Annotated in this window: 15 protein-coding genes and 2 tRNA genes; 15 read left to right on the forward strand and 2 right to left on the reverse strand. The window is 41.2% G+C overall.

What is annotated here, in order from left to right; all coding sequences use genetic code 11:
- Window positions 1-8: 8 nt before the first annotated feature.
- The 3 genes from serS to NH454_RS19765 all read left to right on the forward strand — a co-directional run bounded on the left by serS (window position 9) and on the right by NH454_RS19765 (window position 4,524).
- Entirely contained in the window at window positions 9-1,313 is a 1,305-nt protein-coding gene (gene serS / locus NH454_RS19755; protein WP_135925091.1) for a serine--tRNA ligase, read from the forward strand.
- 173 nt (window positions 1,314-1,486) lie between these two features.
- Window positions 1,487-3,031: an arylsulfatase gene (locus tag NH454_RS19760; protein ID WP_135925089.1), complete on the forward strand. Its 1,545-nt coding sequence runs from the start codon at window positions 1,487-1,489 to the stop codon at window positions 3,029-3,031.
- Between the two features lie 170 nt (window positions 3,032-3,201).
- Complete coding sequence (locus NH454_RS19765) at window positions 3,202-4,524, forward strand: AarF/ABC1/UbiB kinase family protein (protein ID WP_253040050.1); 1,323 nt, start codon at window positions 3,202-3,204, stop codon at window positions 4,522-4,524.
- A gap of 27 nt (window positions 4,525-4,551) precedes the next feature.
- Here the strand turns inward: NH454_RS19765 and NH454_RS19770 are convergent.
- Together NH454_RS19770 and NH454_RS19775 are read right to left on the reverse strand one after the other, a co-directional pair.
- Window positions 4,552-4,628: transfer RNA gene (locus NH454_RS19770), tRNA-Pro, on the reverse strand.
- 104 nt (window positions 4,629-4,732) lie between these two features.
- Window positions 4,733-5,350, reverse strand: coding sequence for an arylesterase (locus NH454_RS19775; RefSeq protein ID WP_253040052.1), 618 nt, complete (start codon window positions 5,348-5,350; stop codon window positions 4,733-4,735).
- Between NH454_RS19775 and NH454_RS19780 the strand changes: the two genes are divergently transcribed.
- From NH454_RS19780 to NH454_RS19835, 12 genes are all read left to right on the forward strand, one after another.
- On the forward strand, window positions 5,351-6,070 hold the full coding sequence (locus tag NH454_RS19780; RefSeq protein WP_135925082.1) for an ABC transporter ATP-binding protein: 720 nt from the start codon (window positions 5,351-5,353) through the stop codon (window positions 6,068-6,070).
- Window positions 6,060-8,561 (forward strand): FtsX-like permease family protein, encoded by a 2,502-nt coding sequence (locus tag NH454_RS19785; protein WP_253040053.1) that lies wholly within the window; start codon window positions 6,060-6,062, stop codon window positions 8,559-8,561. The genes NH454_RS19780 and NH454_RS19785 overlap by 11 nt, the downstream gene beginning before the upstream one ends.
- Window positions 8,562-8,690: 129 nt before the next feature.
- A complete protein-coding gene (gene ruvC / locus NH454_RS19790) occupies window positions 8,691-9,215 on the forward strand; it encodes a crossover junction endodeoxyribonuclease RuvC (protein ID WP_054561285.1) in 525 nt (174 codons plus the stop codon).
- A gap of 1 nt (window position 9,216) precedes the next feature.
- Window positions 9,217-9,837, forward strand: a complete 621-nt coding sequence (ruvA, locus tag NH454_RS19795; RefSeq protein ID WP_135925076.1) for a Holliday junction branch migration protein RuvA — start codon at window positions 9,217-9,219, stop codon at window positions 9,835-9,837.
- Window positions 9,838-9,844: 7 nt separating this feature from the next.
- Window positions 9,845-10,849 (forward strand): Holliday junction branch migration DNA helicase RuvB, encoded by a 1,005-nt coding sequence (gene ruvB / locus NH454_RS19800; protein WP_135925074.1) that lies wholly within the window; start codon window positions 9,845-9,847, stop codon window positions 10,847-10,849.
- Between the two features lie 904 nt (window positions 10,850-11,753).
- Window positions 11,754-12,458, forward strand: a complete 705-nt coding sequence (tolQ, locus tag NH454_RS19805; RefSeq protein WP_135925071.1) for a protein TolQ — start codon at window positions 11,754-11,756, stop codon at window positions 12,456-12,458.
- Window positions 12,445-12,870, forward strand: a complete 426-nt coding sequence (tolR, locus tag NH454_RS19810) for a protein TolR (protein WP_135925068.1) — start codon at window positions 12,445-12,447, stop codon at window positions 12,868-12,870. The genes tolQ and tolR overlap by 14 nt, the downstream gene beginning before the upstream one ends.
- A 1-nt stretch (window position 12,871) precedes the next feature.
- Window positions 12,872-13,810, forward strand: coding sequence for a cell envelope integrity protein TolA (tolA, locus tag NH454_RS19815; RefSeq protein WP_135925066.1), 939 nt, complete (start codon window positions 12,872-12,874; stop codon window positions 13,808-13,810).
- 9 nt (window positions 13,811-13,819) lie between these two features.
- Complete coding sequence (gene tolB, locus NH454_RS19820; protein WP_135925063.1) at window positions 13,820-15,178, forward strand: Tol-Pal system beta propeller repeat protein TolB; 1,359 nt, start codon at window positions 13,820-13,822, stop codon at window positions 15,176-15,178.
- 34 nt (window positions 15,179-15,212) lie between these two features.
- Window positions 15,213-15,755: a peptidoglycan-associated lipoprotein Pal gene (pal, locus tag NH454_RS19825; RefSeq protein ID WP_135925061.1), complete on the forward strand. Its 543-nt coding sequence runs from the start codon at window positions 15,213-15,215 to the stop codon at window positions 15,753-15,755.
- Window positions 15,756-15,767: 12 nt separating this feature from the next.
- Window positions 15,768-16,526, forward strand: a complete 759-nt coding sequence (gene ybgF, locus NH454_RS19830) for a tol-pal system protein YbgF (RefSeq protein ID WP_135925058.1) — start codon at window positions 15,768-15,770, stop codon at window positions 16,524-16,526.
- 168 nt (window positions 16,527-16,694) lie between these two features.
- Window positions 16,695-16,770 (forward strand) — tRNA-Lys (locus NH454_RS19835).
- Window positions 16,771-16,816: the final 46 nt, after the last annotated feature.

A 16,816-nucleotide genomic window follows, 5' to 3' on the forward strand; every position in this document is an offset into this window, starting at 1 on the left:
AATCGAACATGTTAGATTCTAAATATTTACGTCAAGATATTGAACAAGCGGCTGCACGTTTAGCAACGCGTGGTTTCGAGCTTGATATTGCAGCAGTGACTGCTCTTGAAGAAAAACGCAAAACATTACAAGTAAAAACGCAAGAACTTCAAAGCGAGCGTAATGCAAGTTCCAAAGCTATCGGCCAAGCAAAAGCGAAAGGCGAGCACGAAAAAGCACAACAGCTGCTTGATTCAGTTAGTAATCTTGGCGACCAACTAGACAGCGTTAAAGCAGAGCAAGATGCAGTGTTAGAAGAGCTTAAGCAAATTGCACTTGCTATTCCAAACTTACCTGATGAATCAGTACCTGTTGGTGAAGACGAAGATCAAAACGTTGAGATTTCAACATGGGGTACGCCTAAGTCATACGACTTTGAAGTAAAAGATCACGTTGATGTTGGTCAAGATGTTAACGGCCTAGACTTTGAAATGGGCGTTAAAATCAGTGGTGCACGTTTTACCGTTATGCGCGGTCAAGTTGCACGTATGCACCGTGCTCTTACGCAGTTTATGCTTGATACGCACACAGAGCAAAATGGCTATACAGAAATGTATGTGCCTTACCTAGTAAATAGCGCAAGCTTATACGGCACAAGCCAATTACCTAAGTTTGCTGGTGACTTATTCCACACTTTAGGTTTAGTGGATGACGACGGTCAACAACAACCAGGTTTCAGCTTAATTCCTACAGCGGAAGTGCCGCTTACTAACAGTGCTCGTGACGAAATTTACGACGAAAGCGACTTACCAATTCGTTTAACAGCACATACACCATGTTTCCGTAGTGAAGCGGGTAGCTATGGCCGTGATACCCGTGGTCTTATTCGTCAGCACCAGTTCGACAAAGTTGAATTAGTACAACTAGTAAAACCAGAAGATTCAATGCAAGCACTAGAAGAGCTAACAGGTCACGCTGAACAAATCTTACAAGCATTAGAGCTGCCATACCGTAAAGTGATTTTATGTACAGGTGATATGGGCTTTGGTGCTGCAAAAACTTACGATTTAGAAGTTTGGTTACCTGCACAAAACACCTATCGCGAAATCTCATCATGTTCAAACATGGTTGATTTCCAAGCACGTCGTATGCAAGCGCGTTTCCGTCGTCAAGGCGAGAAAAAACCAGAGCTACTTCACACACTAAACGGTTCAGGTTTAGCGGTTGGTCGTACCCTTGTAGCAATCTTAGAAAACTACCAACAAGCAGACGGCTCAGTTATCGTGCCAAAAGTATTACGTCCATACATGGGTGGCTTAGAAGTAATTAAATAGGCTTAATTTTTAGTCATTTTATGAAACCGCATTGGGAAACCATGCGGTTTTTTTTATTTTTTGATAATAATTAATTGCGGTAAGCAGTATGTTTAGTAAACTAAAAATAGGTACTATCAGTTTTAAAACTAAATCACATAGTATTTTATTACAATACACGAAGGACTGCTGTTATGAAAAAACTACTCGCCGTAGCATCTGCTGCTTTGTATTTAGCAAGCTCTGTCGCTTTTGCTAAAGATAAGCCCAATATCCTCATAATATTCCCCGATGATGTAGGCTGGCAAAACGTCAGTGCATATGGCCTAGGTACAATGGGTTATAAAACCCCAAATATTGATAAACTTGCCCATGAAGGTGCAATGTTTACCGATCACTATGCACAACCATCATGTACTGCTGGTCGCGCTGCCCTTATTACCGGCCAGTACCCAATCCGTAGTGGCATGACAACTGTTGGCAGACCAGGCGCAGAGCTTGGTTTAAAAGCGGGCTCTTATACCCTTGCTGAGGTTCTTAAAGAGCAAGGTTACGCTACAGGTCAATTTGGTAAAAACCACTTAGGTGATCGCAACGAGCACTTACCAACCGTTCATGGTTTTGATGAATTTTTTGGAAACTTATATCACTTAAATACGCAAGAAGAATTCGAGCAACGTGATTATCCAAAAGACCCTGAATTTTTCAAAAAGTATGGTACGCGAGGTGTTTTACATACTTACGCAACTAATGTAGATGATAAAACGGTTGATCCACGTTTTGGTAAAGTAGGTAAACAAAAAATTGAAGATACCGGCCAGCTTTCTCGCGAACGTATGAAAAACGTAGATAAAGAGTTTATGGCTGCTAGCCTAGATTTTATCAAGCGTGCAAAAAAAGCTGATAAACCTTTCTTTGTTTGGTTTAACCCAAGTCGTATGCACATGTATACGCGTTTAAGTGACGAAAGTCGTTATTTAGCTGAAGAGTACACCACAGAGCATGATTTATACGGCAGTGGCCTAATTGAACATGACCAGCAAGTGGGTGAGTTAATGGCTGCGCTAGATGATATGGGTGTACTTGATAACACTATCGTTATTTACTCAACAGATAATGGTCCTGAGCACAGCGCTCGATTACACGGCGGTACAACACCTTTCCGTGGTGAAAAGATGACAACTTACGAAGGCGGCGTACGCGTTCCTATGATTGTTCGTTGGCCAGGTAAAGTCCCTGCAAATACGATACTAACGGGTATTCAATCGCATATGGATATTTACACAACCCTTGCAGCAGCAGCGGGTGAACCAAATATCGCGAAAAAAGCCCTTAAAGAGCATAAGCAACCGATTGATGGCGTAAATAACTTAGATTATTGGTTAGGTAAAACAGACGAAAGTGCGCGTGATAGTTTCCTTTATTATTACGAATCAAGCATCAAGGCTGTGCGTTATAAGCAGTGGAAACTTCATTTTGAAACGAGCGAAAACTATTACGCTCAGTATGAGAAGCAAAAGTTCCCGATCATCTATAACTTACGTATGGACCCGTTTGAAAGCTTTGATGGCTTAACAGACCGTTCAGACATTGTGCAAGCTAAGCAATGGCTAAATGAGCCTGTGCAACATCTACTTGGTGAACACATTAAGTCATTGACTGAATATCCACCACTGCAAAAAGCAGCGAGCTTTGACTTTAGCCAACTGATGGAACAGTTGATGTCTGGTAAGCAGTAACACTCAATAAAACGATTTATTAAGTTGTTAATCTAAATAAATAGCCGCATCGGGAAACCATGCGGCTTTTTTAGTTTTATGCTAATGGGCAAAAGATTGTAAAAGCTAAAGTGGATCTAAAACCGAGCAATCAACGTATTCAAAGCATTAAGTTAATAGTGTGAAACATTATGAGTAATAAACAAAAGTCTGTGCCAACATCACGGTTTTCACGCGCTGTTCGGCTTGGCTCTTTAGCTAGTAAAGTGGCGGGTAATATGTTGTTTGAAGGCACAAAAGCATGGGCGGCTGGCAAGCAAACATCACGACAAGGGTTATTGTTACAGCCTAAAAATATTCAGCGCTTTGCAGAGCAGCTTGCAAACCTGCGTGGGGCTGCAATGAAATTGGGCCAGCTGTTATCTATGGATAGCGGTGAATTACTCACTCCTGAGCTATCTGCAATTTTAGCAAGGCTGCGTGCAGAAGCGACAGCTATGCCGCAAAAGCAACTAGTCAAAGTGATGCGAGAGCACTGGGGCGATGCGTGGCTAGAACAATTATCGCATTTTGAACTTAGGCCATTTGCTGCGGCATCAATAGGGCAAGTGCATATTGCCTACCGTGAATCGGGCGAAAAGTTAGCAGTAAAAGTGCAATACCCAGGTATTGCAAAAGGCATCGCCAGTGATGTTGATAACTTAGCTTACCTTCTTAAGCTCAGTGGCTTATTACCCAAAGAGGTAGAAATACAGCCTCTTATCGATGAAGCAAAACAACAACTTATAAACGAAGCAGACTATGAATTAGAAGCCAAGTATTTAAAATGCTACAGCGAGTGTTTAAAGGGTGATGAAAACTACCTGATTCCAAATATTGTAGATTCGCTGAGCTCTTCTCAAGTATTAGTCATGAGTTTTGTTGAAGGACAAGAGCTAGAAGCACTTGCAACTGCAGAGCAAACGATACGTAATAAAGCAGCTCAGCAGTTACTAAGCTTATTTTTACAGGAGCTATTTAGCTTTAAACTAGTTCAAACAGATCCAAACTTTGCCAATTATCAATATCAAATTGACAATCAACGCTTAGTACTTTTAGATTTTGGTGCAACCCGCGAACTACCTCAGCATATTAGTGCTGGTTACTACCAGTTATTATCTGCCGCGAATACTAACGATAGAGCAGGTGTTGCAACAGCAGCACAGCAAATTGGCTATTTTCAACAAGGGCTTGCTCAAGAATATATAGATAATGTCGTTGATATATTTCTCCTCGCCTGCGAGCCACTGCGTTACCAAGGTGATTATGATTTTGCAAATAGCGACTTACCAAAACGCATTAAAGAGCTCGGCCTAAAAATGAGCACCGCCTCAGAGCATTGGCACGCACCACCCGTAGATGCTCTGTTCGTACACAGAAAACTAGCAGGCCTGTTTTTAATCGCTGCAAAGCTAGGCGCAAAAGTGAATGTGAACAGTATTTTTAAGGAGTTTGAAGCACAGAGGGATAAATAATAGTGCGGGAGTTTGGGGGTAGAAAAATGGTCGGCATAGCAGGATTTGAACCTGCGACCCCTGACACCCCATGACAGTGCGCTACCAAGCTGCGCTATATGCCGACGTTGCAAGCCATAGTACGGCTTTTTTTATAAAAATCAATACACCTGCGGTTTGTTTGGCTGTTTATTGTCCAGCTCTAATTATAAAGTGATTAGGCTGGCGGTTAATCTAGCCAATCGTTGATCGTTTTGTACATAAAGTCGCGTATTAATGGTTGAGCATCGGCGTTAGGGTGTAAGTTATCGTTTTGCATAAGCTCTGGTTGGCCAGCAATATCGATCATAAAAAATGGCATTAATTCTGAATTTGTTTCATTGGCAATGGTTTTAAAGCTGTCGGTAAAAAGCTTGGTATAACGCGGGCCGTAATTTGGTGGGATCTGTACCTCCATTACGGCGGTTTTCGCCCCAGTTTGTTGGCTTTTTGCTATTAAATCACGTAGGTTAGCTTGTAAGCGCTTGATTGGAAAACCGCGTAAACCGTCATTTCCGCCAAGCTCTATAAGCACGTGCGTAGGTTCAAACTCGGTTAGTAATGCATCGAGCCGTCTTAACGCACCGCCTGTGGTTTCACCGCTAATACTGGCGTTTACTAGGTATACAGATTGGTCTTTTTCATCGTACTTATCTTGTAACAATTTAACCCAGCCTTGCTCTTGTTTAAGGCCATAAGCGGCGCTTAAACTGTCACCTAAAATTAAAATTGTGTTGTCAGCTGCTGCCGTAAGTGGTTTGATTACTAACAGTAAAACGAATATAAAACGTAGGATTGGATGCATCATATGTCAGCGCTTTCTCAATTAAACATTATTCAAGTTAAAGGACTTTCTAAAACGGTCACCACGGTTGAGGGCGACCTCACCATCCTCAGTGACATCAGCTTTAATGTCAAGTCAGGAGATTCGGTTGCGGTAGTGGGCACATCTGGTTCGGGTAAGTCTACTTTATTAAGTTTATTAGCCGGCCTTGACCAATCAACCAATGGCAGTATTCATTTAGATGGTGCTGCATTACACGAATTAGATGAGGAAGCACGTGCTGCACTTCGCGCAGAGAAAGTAGGTTTTGTATTTCAATCTTTCATGCTCGTGCAAAGTTTAACAGCTCTAGAAAACGTGATGCTACCGGCAGAACTTGCAGGAAGCAAAAATGCTAAACAACAAGCACTTGAGCTACTTGAAAAAGTAGGGCTAAGTCATCGTGTTGGCCATTACCCGTCGCAATTGTCGGGCGGTGAGCAGCAACGTGTAGCGATAGCTCGTGCATTTATTGGTACACCTAAAATTTTATTTGCCGATGAACCTTCAGCCAACCTTGATAGTAAAAACGGTAAGCTCATTGAGTCGTTATTATTTGAACTTAATCAAGAACACGGTACGACACTTATTTTAGTAACCCATGATGAGCAGCTTGCGCAAAAATGCCAGCAAATATTACATATTGAAGCAGGGCAATTAGTAACAGTAAAAGAAAGCGAAGGAGTGCAAGCGAATGTGGGCTAAATTAGCACTAAAACTGTTTTCACGTGAGTTTAAGCGCGGTGAGTTAACAGTGATCAGTGCAGCCATAGCTTTAGCTGTACTGACTGTTTTAACTTTATCTATGGTTACTGACCGTATCGGTCAAAGTATTGAGCAAAAAAGCAGTGCCTTTATTGCTGCAGATCGTGTCTTAGCAAGTAACCATGCTTTACCTGCTGAGTTTTTAGATAAAGCCGCCCAAGATAACATTCGCACCGCAAAAATAACCTATTTCGATACCATGCTATTTGCTGGTGACGAAATGCAGTTGGGTTCGGTTAAAGCGGTATCAAACACTTATCCATTAAAAGGCGAGCTAAAGATAAAATCTAGCTTAACTGCTGAGCCTCAGGTAACTGAAGACATTCCAACTCGCGGTGAAGTTTGGCTCAGTGAGTCGGTGTTCTATGCGCTTAATATTAAAGTTGGCGATAAAGTAGAGTTAGGAGCCGCCACTTTTGTTGCCAGTCATGTTGTAGCTGAAGAGCCCGATGCACCGTTTAATGTGTTTTCTAGTAGCCAACGTATTTTAATTAACGAAGACGATATTGCAAAAACTAAGGTTATTCAGCCGGGTAGTCGAGTGTTTTACCGCCAGTTGTATGCTGGGGACGAAAGCGATATCGAAAATTTTTATAGCTGGTTAAAACCTCAAATGAAAGAAAACCAGCGTTGGTATGGCGTTAAAGACCGCCAATCGCCTATTTCTAATAGCTTAAACCGCGCCGAAAGCTACTTATTATTGGCAGGATTACTTGGCATTATATTAGCTGCTGTGGCTATCGCGGTATCGGCAAAGCGCTATTGTGAACGCCAATACGACCCTGTTGCCATGATGAAAACACTCGGCGGTAGCCGTGCTATGATCCGTAAAATATATTTACTTCATTTGAGCCTTGTTTGTTCAATGTCGGTGATCGTTGGTTTGCTGATTGGTTATGGATTGCAAGCCATTGCAACAGATTATCTAGCACAAAGCATGGGCTCAGTACTTCCTAGTGCATCGGCTAAACCGTGGATTATTGCAATTAGCACAGGTTTAATTTGTGCAATTATGTTCTCGATTAAACCATTACTCGATTTATTTGATATTCCGCCGCTGCGCGTACTGCGTCGAAACTTAGGCGATCGTTTATTGGTCAGTAAAATACACCTTGCTATGTCGGCACTTACTGTATTTTTACTGATGTGGTTATTTAGTAATAATATTAAAATAAGCGCTATTTTGTTTCTCTCTACAGCGTTTTTAATTGCTGTGTTGTTTGGTTTATCAAAGGTTATATTTGGTGGCGGTCGAAAGCTCGGTTTAAGCCCTGGTAATAGCTGGTCTTTGGCGATTGCGTCTATCCAAAAACGCGCCAATGTGAATGCTGTGCAATTGATTAGTTTTGCTTTGGCTATCAAACTGTTGCTGTTTTTAATTGTACTTAAGAACGACATGATCTCTGACTGGCAATCGCAATTACCGGTTGATGCGCCCAATTCATTTTTAGTAAATATAACAGAGCAAGAACTAGAGCCAATTACGAGCTTTTTAGCAGAGCGAGATATGCCAACCTCTGACTTTTATCCGGTTGTCCGTGGCCGCGTAAACGCCGTTAATGGCGAGTTGGTAGCTCGTGAAGTCTCACAAGAAGACAATGAAAAGAAAGATGAAGAAGCCCGTTCAGGTATTGGTCGTGAGCTAAACCTAACTTGGCGTGAAGATTTACCAAGTCAAAATGAGCTTATTGACGGCACATGGTTCACAAAAGATTCTGTCGCTGAAGCTTCAGTTGAAGAGTCTATGCTTGAACGCCTTGATGTTAAATTAGGTGACACATTAACCTTTTTGATTGGTGCACAATCGTTTGATGCCAAAATCACCAGTGTGCGCAAGGTTAATTGGACAACATTAAAGCCGAACTTCTTTATTATTCTAAGTCCTGATGTATTGGCGAGTTTCCCTGCTACTTATATTTCATCGGTAAATGTAAAAGCAGATAAAAAGCGCGAGTTTAATGAGCTAATGCGCCAGTACCCAACGGTTAATGTGATTGATGTTGAAAGCTTTATAAAGCAAATCCGCTCAACCATAGAGCAAGTATCGTTAGCGATAGGGTTTGTGTTGGCAATTGTTGTTGCCTGTGGTGCTCTAGTGCTTATTTCACAAGTACAAGCAAGTTTAGGCGAGCGTATGCAAGAGATAGTTATTTTGCGAACCTTAGGCGCGAAAGGTCGCTTAATTAAAAACGCCACCTTATATGAGTTTTTACTATTAGGGGTCACAGCAGGCTTAGTCGCAGCCATTGTTAGTGATGTTGCATTATTAATAGTACAAAGGCAGATGTTTGAATTAGCAGGCAAACTGCATCCGCATATTTGGTTAATTGGCCCTGCGGTAGGGGGCTTATTTGTGGCATGTTTGGGTTATTTAATGATAGCCAGAACAATGCGCAAAAATACTCAAGGCTTATTGCGCTCGCTGGCATAAGAGAAAGCTGTGTGAAAAATGCTCGCAATTGCGGGCATTTTTTATGAATTGCAATTGGTTACTGGTAATTTATACAGTGCTCTGGCATTATTAACTGCAGATAATAATGATAATAGACGGGTCAGTTAGTTGGCGATTATTTTAGGAATTGATCCTGGTTCACGATTAACAGGGTATGGTGTGATTGCCCATCAAGGTGCAAAGTTTACCTATTTAGGAAGTGGTTGCATTAAATTAGCCGATCACGATTTTCCGGTGCGCTTAAAAATGATTTACCAAGGTATTAGCCAGTTGGTAGAACAATTCTCTCCAGATAGCTTTGCTATCGAAAAAGTGTTTATGGCACATAATCCAGACTCGGCACTTAAACTAGGCCAAGCCCGAGGTGCAGCAATTGTTGGTGCTTCAATGGCTGAGCTGCCAGTTTATGAGTATTCGGCACGACAAATTAAGCAAGCAGTTGTAGGTAATGGTGGAGCCGATAAGTCGCAAGTACAGCATATGGTTAAAAATATATTAAAATTACCGGGCACTCCGCAAGCCGATGCTGCTGATGCCTTGGCTATTGCTATTTGTCATGCTCACTCAGAACAAAATTTAATAAAACTTGCGGGGAGCGCTAGCAAAACCGTAAGAGGACGATTAAGGAAGTAATATGATTGGTCGATTAAATGGCTTACTAGTTGAAAAACAGCCACCAGAAATTCTTATTGAAGTAAGTGGTGTAGGCTACGAAGTACAAATGCCAATGACCTGTTTTTATGATTTACCGGCAGTGGGTGAGCAAGCGATTATTTATACCCACTTTGTAGTACGTGAAGATGCCCAGCTATTATTTGGTTTTAACAATAAAACCGAACGCGCTTTATTTAGAGAGCTATTAAAAGCCAATGGTGTTGGCCCTAAACTTGGTCTTGCCATTTTATCGGGAATGTCGGCGCAGCAATTTGTAACGTGTGTAAATAATGAAGATGCGACCACTTTGGTTAAACTGCCAGGGGTTGGTAAAAAAACCGCTGAGCGTTTAGTGCTTGAAATGAAAGACAGACTTAAAAATTGGGGTAATGACTTATTTACGCCATTTAGCGATAATGCGGTTATTGAGCCTGCAAGTAATAATACACTTGTGGCAAATAATGCTGCCGATGATGCTGTTTCAGCGCTTGAAGCGTTAGGTTACAAATTACCGCAAGCACAAAAAGCGGTTAAAGCAGTTAATAAACCAGATATGACGACCGAGGTTCTAATTAAAGAAGCTCTAAAATCAATGTTGTGAGTAAACCATGATTGAAGCAGATCGCTTAATTGATGCATCTGAGCAAAGTAACGAAGACAGTGTTGACCGTGCTATACGGCCAAAGCTTCTTAACGATTACACAGGCCAGCCGCATGTTAAGCAACAAATGGAAATTTTTATTGAGGCCGCACGGCACCGTGGTGAAGCACTCGATCACTTATTAATATTCGGTCCACCGGGTCTTGGTAAAACGACTCTTGCTAACATTGTTGCTAACGAGCTTAACGTAAATATTAAAACGACCTCTGGCCCTGTACTCGAAAAGGCAGGGGACCTTGCTGCACTTTTAACAAACCTTGAAGAAGGTGACGTACTGTTTATTGACGAAATACATCGCTTGAGCCCGCAAGTCGAAGAGATTTTGTATCCGGCGATGGAAGATTATCAGCTGGATATAATGATAGGTGAGGGCCCCGCAGCACGCTCAATCAAGCTTGATTTGCCGCCATTTACTTTAATTGGTGCAACAACTCGTGCTGGCTCACTCACCTCACCGCTAAGAGACCGTTTTGGTATTGTACAGCGCTTAGAGTTTTATTCTGTTGAAGACTTATCAAAAATTGTTGCTCGTTCTGCCAGCTTTTTAAATTTAACCATGTGTGATGAAGGCGCGGCAGAAATAGCCAAGCGCTCGCGTGGTACACCTCGAATTGCAAATCGTTTGTTGCGCCGTGTGCGTGATTACACCCAAGTACGCTCAGACGGTAAAGTAAATGCTTCGGTGGCTGAGCAAGCACTCGATATGATTGATGTTGATAAAAGTGGCTTTGATTATATGGACCGTAAATACTTGCTTGCTATTATCGAAAAATTTATGGGTGGCCCCGTTGGTCTTGATAACCTCGCTGCTGCCATAGGCGAAGAAAAAGAAACCATAGAAGATGTAATAGAGCCTTTCTTAATACAGCAAGGTTTTATTCAACGCACTCCACGCGGACGACTTGTCTCGGATATTGCCTACCTTCACTTTGGTTTAACACCCGATAAATAATCAAACCTAAAGCTTAGTAACAAGTTTTTTATTTATAAGTTTCGAGCAGCTCAAAAGGGCTGCTTTTTTAATTTAGGTAACTTGGTTTTATTTATTAGCAGATAGGTTTTACCGCTTACCGCTTAGTATCATTTTAACATCTGTAATTCACATGCTGTTAAGTTAGCTGTAGGTATTCTCGTTGACGTTTGCTCAGGCAAAAAAAGCCCGCATAAGGATGCGGGCAAACAACAAGTTGAAGGAAGTAATCTTGGAAACTATGGTCAATTTGAACGAGGTTTTATCCTGTGCAAATTAACCTGGAGCAATACGAAACATCATAATGCAAAAAACTGAGCTTAATGAAAGACTCTTTCATGAGGTTGCTAGCTCGGTATAGGTAAATAATACGCAATGAAGGATTTTTCTTCAAACTAGAAAAATTTTATTTTCAGATAAAAAAAACTAATGTGAGTGAAAATTTAAGTTGTGTGCTTTTTGTTCACTTTTTGGTGTTTTTATATTTAAGCTCATGAATAAAGTGGGTTTTAAAAATTTTATGAACTTCATTCAGGATTAGTTTAAGTATTCTGTAGTAGATTTGCAAAACTGCTTTTGGGTGTTTATGCGTGTTTTTTGAATAAAAGCGCTATTTTTTGAGGTTTTATTAGCTTTTTAGGATTTTTGTAATGACTTTTTATTAAGGTAAAAATATGCACAAAAAGACGAGTGAAACTTAATATGACTAAAAAATAGCTAAGCAATTTGCTTTTTACCGTTAATTGCCGCTAATTCACAGCAAGAGCGTTGTCAGTTTATAACTGACTATATACACTAGGCACAACTTTTGGCCTCATTTATGGTCAAACAGTGCGCATGTAAAAAATATAACAAATTATATAGAAATCTATTTTAGGAGTTTAACGTGGGATCAGGGCTTAACTTTTTAGATCTTATTCTAGAAGCCAGTGTACTTGTCCAGCTAGTAATGTTGGCATTAGTCGGTATGTCGGTAATGTCATGGGCAATTATTTTTCAACGTAAAAAAGCGATTTCTGATGCACTTAATGGCGCAAAGCGTTTTGAGCAAAAGTTTTGGTCAGGCGTTGATTTAAGTAAACTATATAATGAAGTGTCAGCCCGTCCTGGAGGCGCTTCTGGTGTTGAGGCACTTTTCGTCGCAGGTTTTAAAGAATTTGCTCGTCATAAGAAAAATTCAATTCAAAGCGCAAGTATTGTGATGGAAGGAACGCATCGTTCTATGCGCGTTGCTTTGTCTCGCGAAGTAGAAAAACTAGAATCAAGTCTTTCATTTTTAGCAACAGTAGGTTCAATTAGCCCATATATCGGCCTATTTGGTACGGTGTGGGGTATCATGAATGCGTTTATCGCGTTAGGCGAAGTTAAGCAAGCTACGTTACAAATGGTTGCACCGGGTATTGCAGAAGCACTCATCGCTACAGCGATGGGCTTATTTGCGGCAATCCCAGCTGTTATCGCTTACAACCGTTTTGCAAACAAAGTAGAAAAGCTTGAAGGTAATTACATTAACTTCATGGAAGAGTTTGCTAATATTTTACACCGCCAAGCAGCTACACAAATAGAGGCTAAAGCGAATGTATCAGCGTAAGAAACGTCGCCCTGTAGGGGAGATAAACGTAGTACCTTACATTGATGTAATGTTAGTACTGCTAATCATATTTATGGCAACAGCACCACTTATCACCCATGGTGTAAAAGTCGACTTACCGAAAATGGAAGAGTCTGATCTTGTTGATACCAAAGATACACCACCGATCATTGCTTCAATTGATGCCGAAGGTAAATATTATGTCAGTATTGGTACTGACCCTGAAGCGCCGATGGAGGCCCTTGATGTGGCCGCGGTTATAAAGCTACAGCTGCAGAAAAATCCAGATACTCCGGTTATGATTAAAGGCTCTGGCCGTGTTTCTTATCAAGAAGTATTGCTATTAATGGACTTTTTGAAAAACGCGGGTGTTCCGTCTGTTGGTTTAATGACTGAATCATTCGAGGAGTAGTATGCGTGCATCAATAATAAAATCGGTTATTTTGCACCTTGCTATCGTTGGTTTTTTAGTAGCGAGTGCAAACTTTCATATGCCAGCTCCTAAAGTCATGGAAGTAAACCTTAATCCAGCGTTACCTGCACCAGAAAAAGCTGTGTCTGCTGTTACCGTTGATCAACAACAGGTTGAGCAGAAAATTGCAGAGCTTAAAAAGCAAGAAGAAGCAAAAAAACAAGCCGAAGCGAAACGTATTCAAGAGCTAGAGCGTCGAGCTAATGAAGCGCGTAAGCAAAGAGAAGCTGAAGACCGTCGTCTTAAAAAGCTAGAGCAACAGCGCCGTGCTAAGGAAAAAGAAAAAGCAGAAGCTGAAGCACAAGCGAAAAAAGCACGCGAAATTCAAGAGAAAGAACGTGCAAAAGCCAAACAAGCTGAAAAGCAAAAGCAAGAGGCTGAAGCTGCAGCAAAAGCAGCCGCTGATAAACGTAAAGCTGAAGAAGAAGCGTTAAAGAAAGCGGAAGAAGAGCGTAAGCGTAAAGCAGCTGAAGCAGAAGCTGAGCGTAAACGTAAAGCTGAAGAAGCTGAACGTAAGCGTCAACAAGCTTTACAAGAACAAATGCTGCAAGAACAGTTAGCAGCAGAGCAAGCTGCACGTAACAAGGTACGTCAGCAACAAGTTCTAGGCGAAGTTGAAAAATACAAAGCGTTAATAATGGCACGCATTCAGCAAAACTTCTTAAAAGATGAGAAGATGAAAGGCAAAGAGTGTCGCCTTAATATACGTCTTGGTTTTAATGGCCTCGTGACTCAAGTAAAATCGCTTGGTGGTGATACCTTAGTGTGTGAAGCTGCAATGCGTGCAGTGCGTATGGCAGATACATTACCAGTATCACCTGATCGTGACGTATTTGAGCAACTAAAAAATATAAACTTAACCATAGCACCTAAATTTTAAAGGAATGATATGTTTAACCAGATAAAAACTGCGTTTTTTATTGTATTACTGGGCTTTCATGGCATTGCCAGTGCTGCCTTAGAAATTGTAATTACCGATGGTATCGATGGCGCTCGCCCAATTGCGGTTGTGCCTTTTAAATATCAAGGTGTTGGTCCTATCCCTGAAGAATTAAATAAAGTGATTGCAGCTGATTTAATGCGCAGTGGTAAGTTTAAGCCAATCGATGTAGCAAACATGCCGCAGTTACCGGGCAAAGATGCTGATGTTGACTATGGCGCATGGGTTAACCAAGGCGTTGAGGCTGTGCTTGTTGGTCAAGTAGAACAACAGCCAGGCGGCCGCTACCTTGTAAAATATGAACTTATTGATGTTATTCGTGGGCAAATCACTGGCGGACAAACAAAAATGATGGCTAATGGCAAATTAATGCAAAGCCAAGATCATATTTTAGACGCCCGTGAAAGTGTGATTTCTGAAACCGGTTTTCGCCGTTATGCACACCGCATTAGTGATGTGGTTTACGAAGCACTAACTGGCGAAAAAGGCGCATTTTTAACAAAAATTGCTTACGTTATCGTGCGTGATGATGAGCCAAAACCTTATCAGCTCGTTGTTGCAGATTACGACGGTTATAATGAACAAGTTCTACTTCGCTCTAAAGAACCTCTTATGTCACCAGCGTGGTCACCAGATGGGACTAAACTTGCGTATGTAACTTTTGAGAATCGTCAAAGCCAAATTTACATCCAAGATCTTTACACTGGTAAGCGCGAGTTAATCACAAGCCATCAAGGTATCAATGGTGCACCGCAGTTTTCACCAGATGGTAAAAAGCTACTTTTAGTACTTTCTAAAGACCGCAATGGTGCAACCGAAGTATACCTTTTAGACCTTGCTACGCGTAAAGAAACACGCCTAACAAATCACCGCAGCATCGATACAGAGCCTTCTTGGTTCCCAAATGGTGAAGATATTGTGTTTACGTCTGAAAGGGGTGGTAATGCCCAGATTTATAAGTTAAATTTAAAAACAGGCAGAGCTAAAAGAATGACGTTTGATGGTGATATGAATTTAGCAGGTTCTATTTCACCTGACGGAAAAGAATTAGTGATGGTGAATCGAACAAACGGTCGATACCATCTTGCTAAAAAAGAGCTAGCTACTGGTGCGTTCCAAGTGTTAACGAGAACACGCCTAGATGAATCGCCAAGTATCGCGCCAAACGGTTCGATGATTATCTATAGCACGCTTCATAATAATAAACAGGTATTAGCGTTAGTTTCTATGGATGGTCGCTTTAAAGCACGTTTGCCTGTACTAGACGGACAAGTTAAGGCACCGGCTTGGTCGCCTTATTTACAGTAATTTTACTGGTTTACTCAATATAGGAATCAATTAAATGCAACTTAATAAAACTTTAAAAGGCCTGCTAATTGCTGTGCCAGTGATGACATTAGCAGCATGTAGCTCTTCTTCTGATCTTGATGAAGGTGCTGCAAACCAATCTAACCAAGGTATGGTTGAGCAATCAAACAACAATGATACAGTTGAAGTTGCAACACTTACTCCAGAGCAGCAAGCTGAAGAAGCACTTCGTCAAAAATACGAAGCGTTACGTCAAGAGCAAATCATTTACTTCGGTTTTGATAATGCAAAAATTCAAAGCAAATATGCTGAGCTTTTACAAGCACACGCTGAATTCTTAGTACAAAACCCATCAGTTAAAGTACTAATCGAAGGTCACGCAGATGAGCGCGGTACACCTGAGTACAACATCGCGTTAGGTGAGCACCGTGGTCAAGCAGTAGAAAAATATTTACAAAGCTTAGGTGTTTCTGCTAGCCAAATGTCAGTAGTGAGCTATGGTGAAGAAAAGCCAATGGTTAAGTCTCGCACTGAAGAAGCGTTCGCGAAAAACCGTCGCGCAGTATTAGTTTACTAATAAAGAGTCATTATGAAGCCGAAAATTATTTTGGCAGCAATGATCTTAAGCGGGAGCACCCAGTTATGGGCTGCTCCCGCTCCTGTTTCAGAAGCTGCAAGCTCACAATCGAGCATTGAGAAGCGTTTAGTCGCGTTAGAAAACATGATGAAGTCACGTAATTTATTACAAGCTGAGCTTCAGCAGCAGCTTAATATATTACAAGACGAAGTAAGCCAAGTTCGTGGTATTACGGAAGAGCAAAGCTATAAGCTTGAAAAAGTACTTCAGCGCCAACGCGAGTTGTACCAAGAAATCGAGAATCGTGTAAGCCAAGCATATAGCCAACCTGCTACGCCAGCTCAACCTACAAACAGCTATACCGATGTAGGGGCTACGCAAGCGATTAGTTCAGACTTATCTGAAAACGAGGCTTATGAGCGCGCTGTAGCGTTAATCATGAAAGATAAACGTTATGAGCAAGCGATTCCTGAGTTTCAAACATTCTTAACGACTTATCCTAATTCAGTATATGCATCTAATGCACATTATTGGTTAGGTCAGTTGTTAACAATACAAAATGATCAAGCGGGTGCGACTGAACACTTTAAAAAAGTAGTCAATGAGTATCCTAATTCTAACAAGCGCCCAGATGCGATGCTAAAGTTAGGAAACTTATTAGCTGATCAAGGTTTAAGCGAGCAAGCACTTAAAACCTTTAATGATTTAATTAATCAGTACCCAAGTACGACTGCTGCAAAATTAGCCACAGAACGTCTGTCGCAAATGTAGATTTGACCTGATTAGACTGCTTTTTGACTTAAGCGGTCTAAAATTAGGCATCTAGACATAAAAACTTAAAAAAAGAGATATTTTCTGTTGCACTCAGCATTTAAATAAGTATTATAAGCGCCCGCAGCAGGCGATTGGTAACAACAGCCGAATTGCGGAAAAAAGAGCGGGTCATTAGCTCAGTTGGTAGAGCAGTGGACTTTTAATCCATTGGTCGATGGTTCAAGTCCATCATGACCCACCATTCTATTAGAATGGTAATCTTTAATCGACGGATTTACGTATAGCTT

This window comes from Pseudoalteromonas sp. Ps84H-4 (genome assembly GCF_024124645.1).
GTDB classification, from domain to species: Bacteria; Pseudomonadota; Gammaproteobacteria; order Enterobacterales; family Alteromonadaceae; genus Pseudoalteromonas; species Pseudoalteromonas lipolytica_C.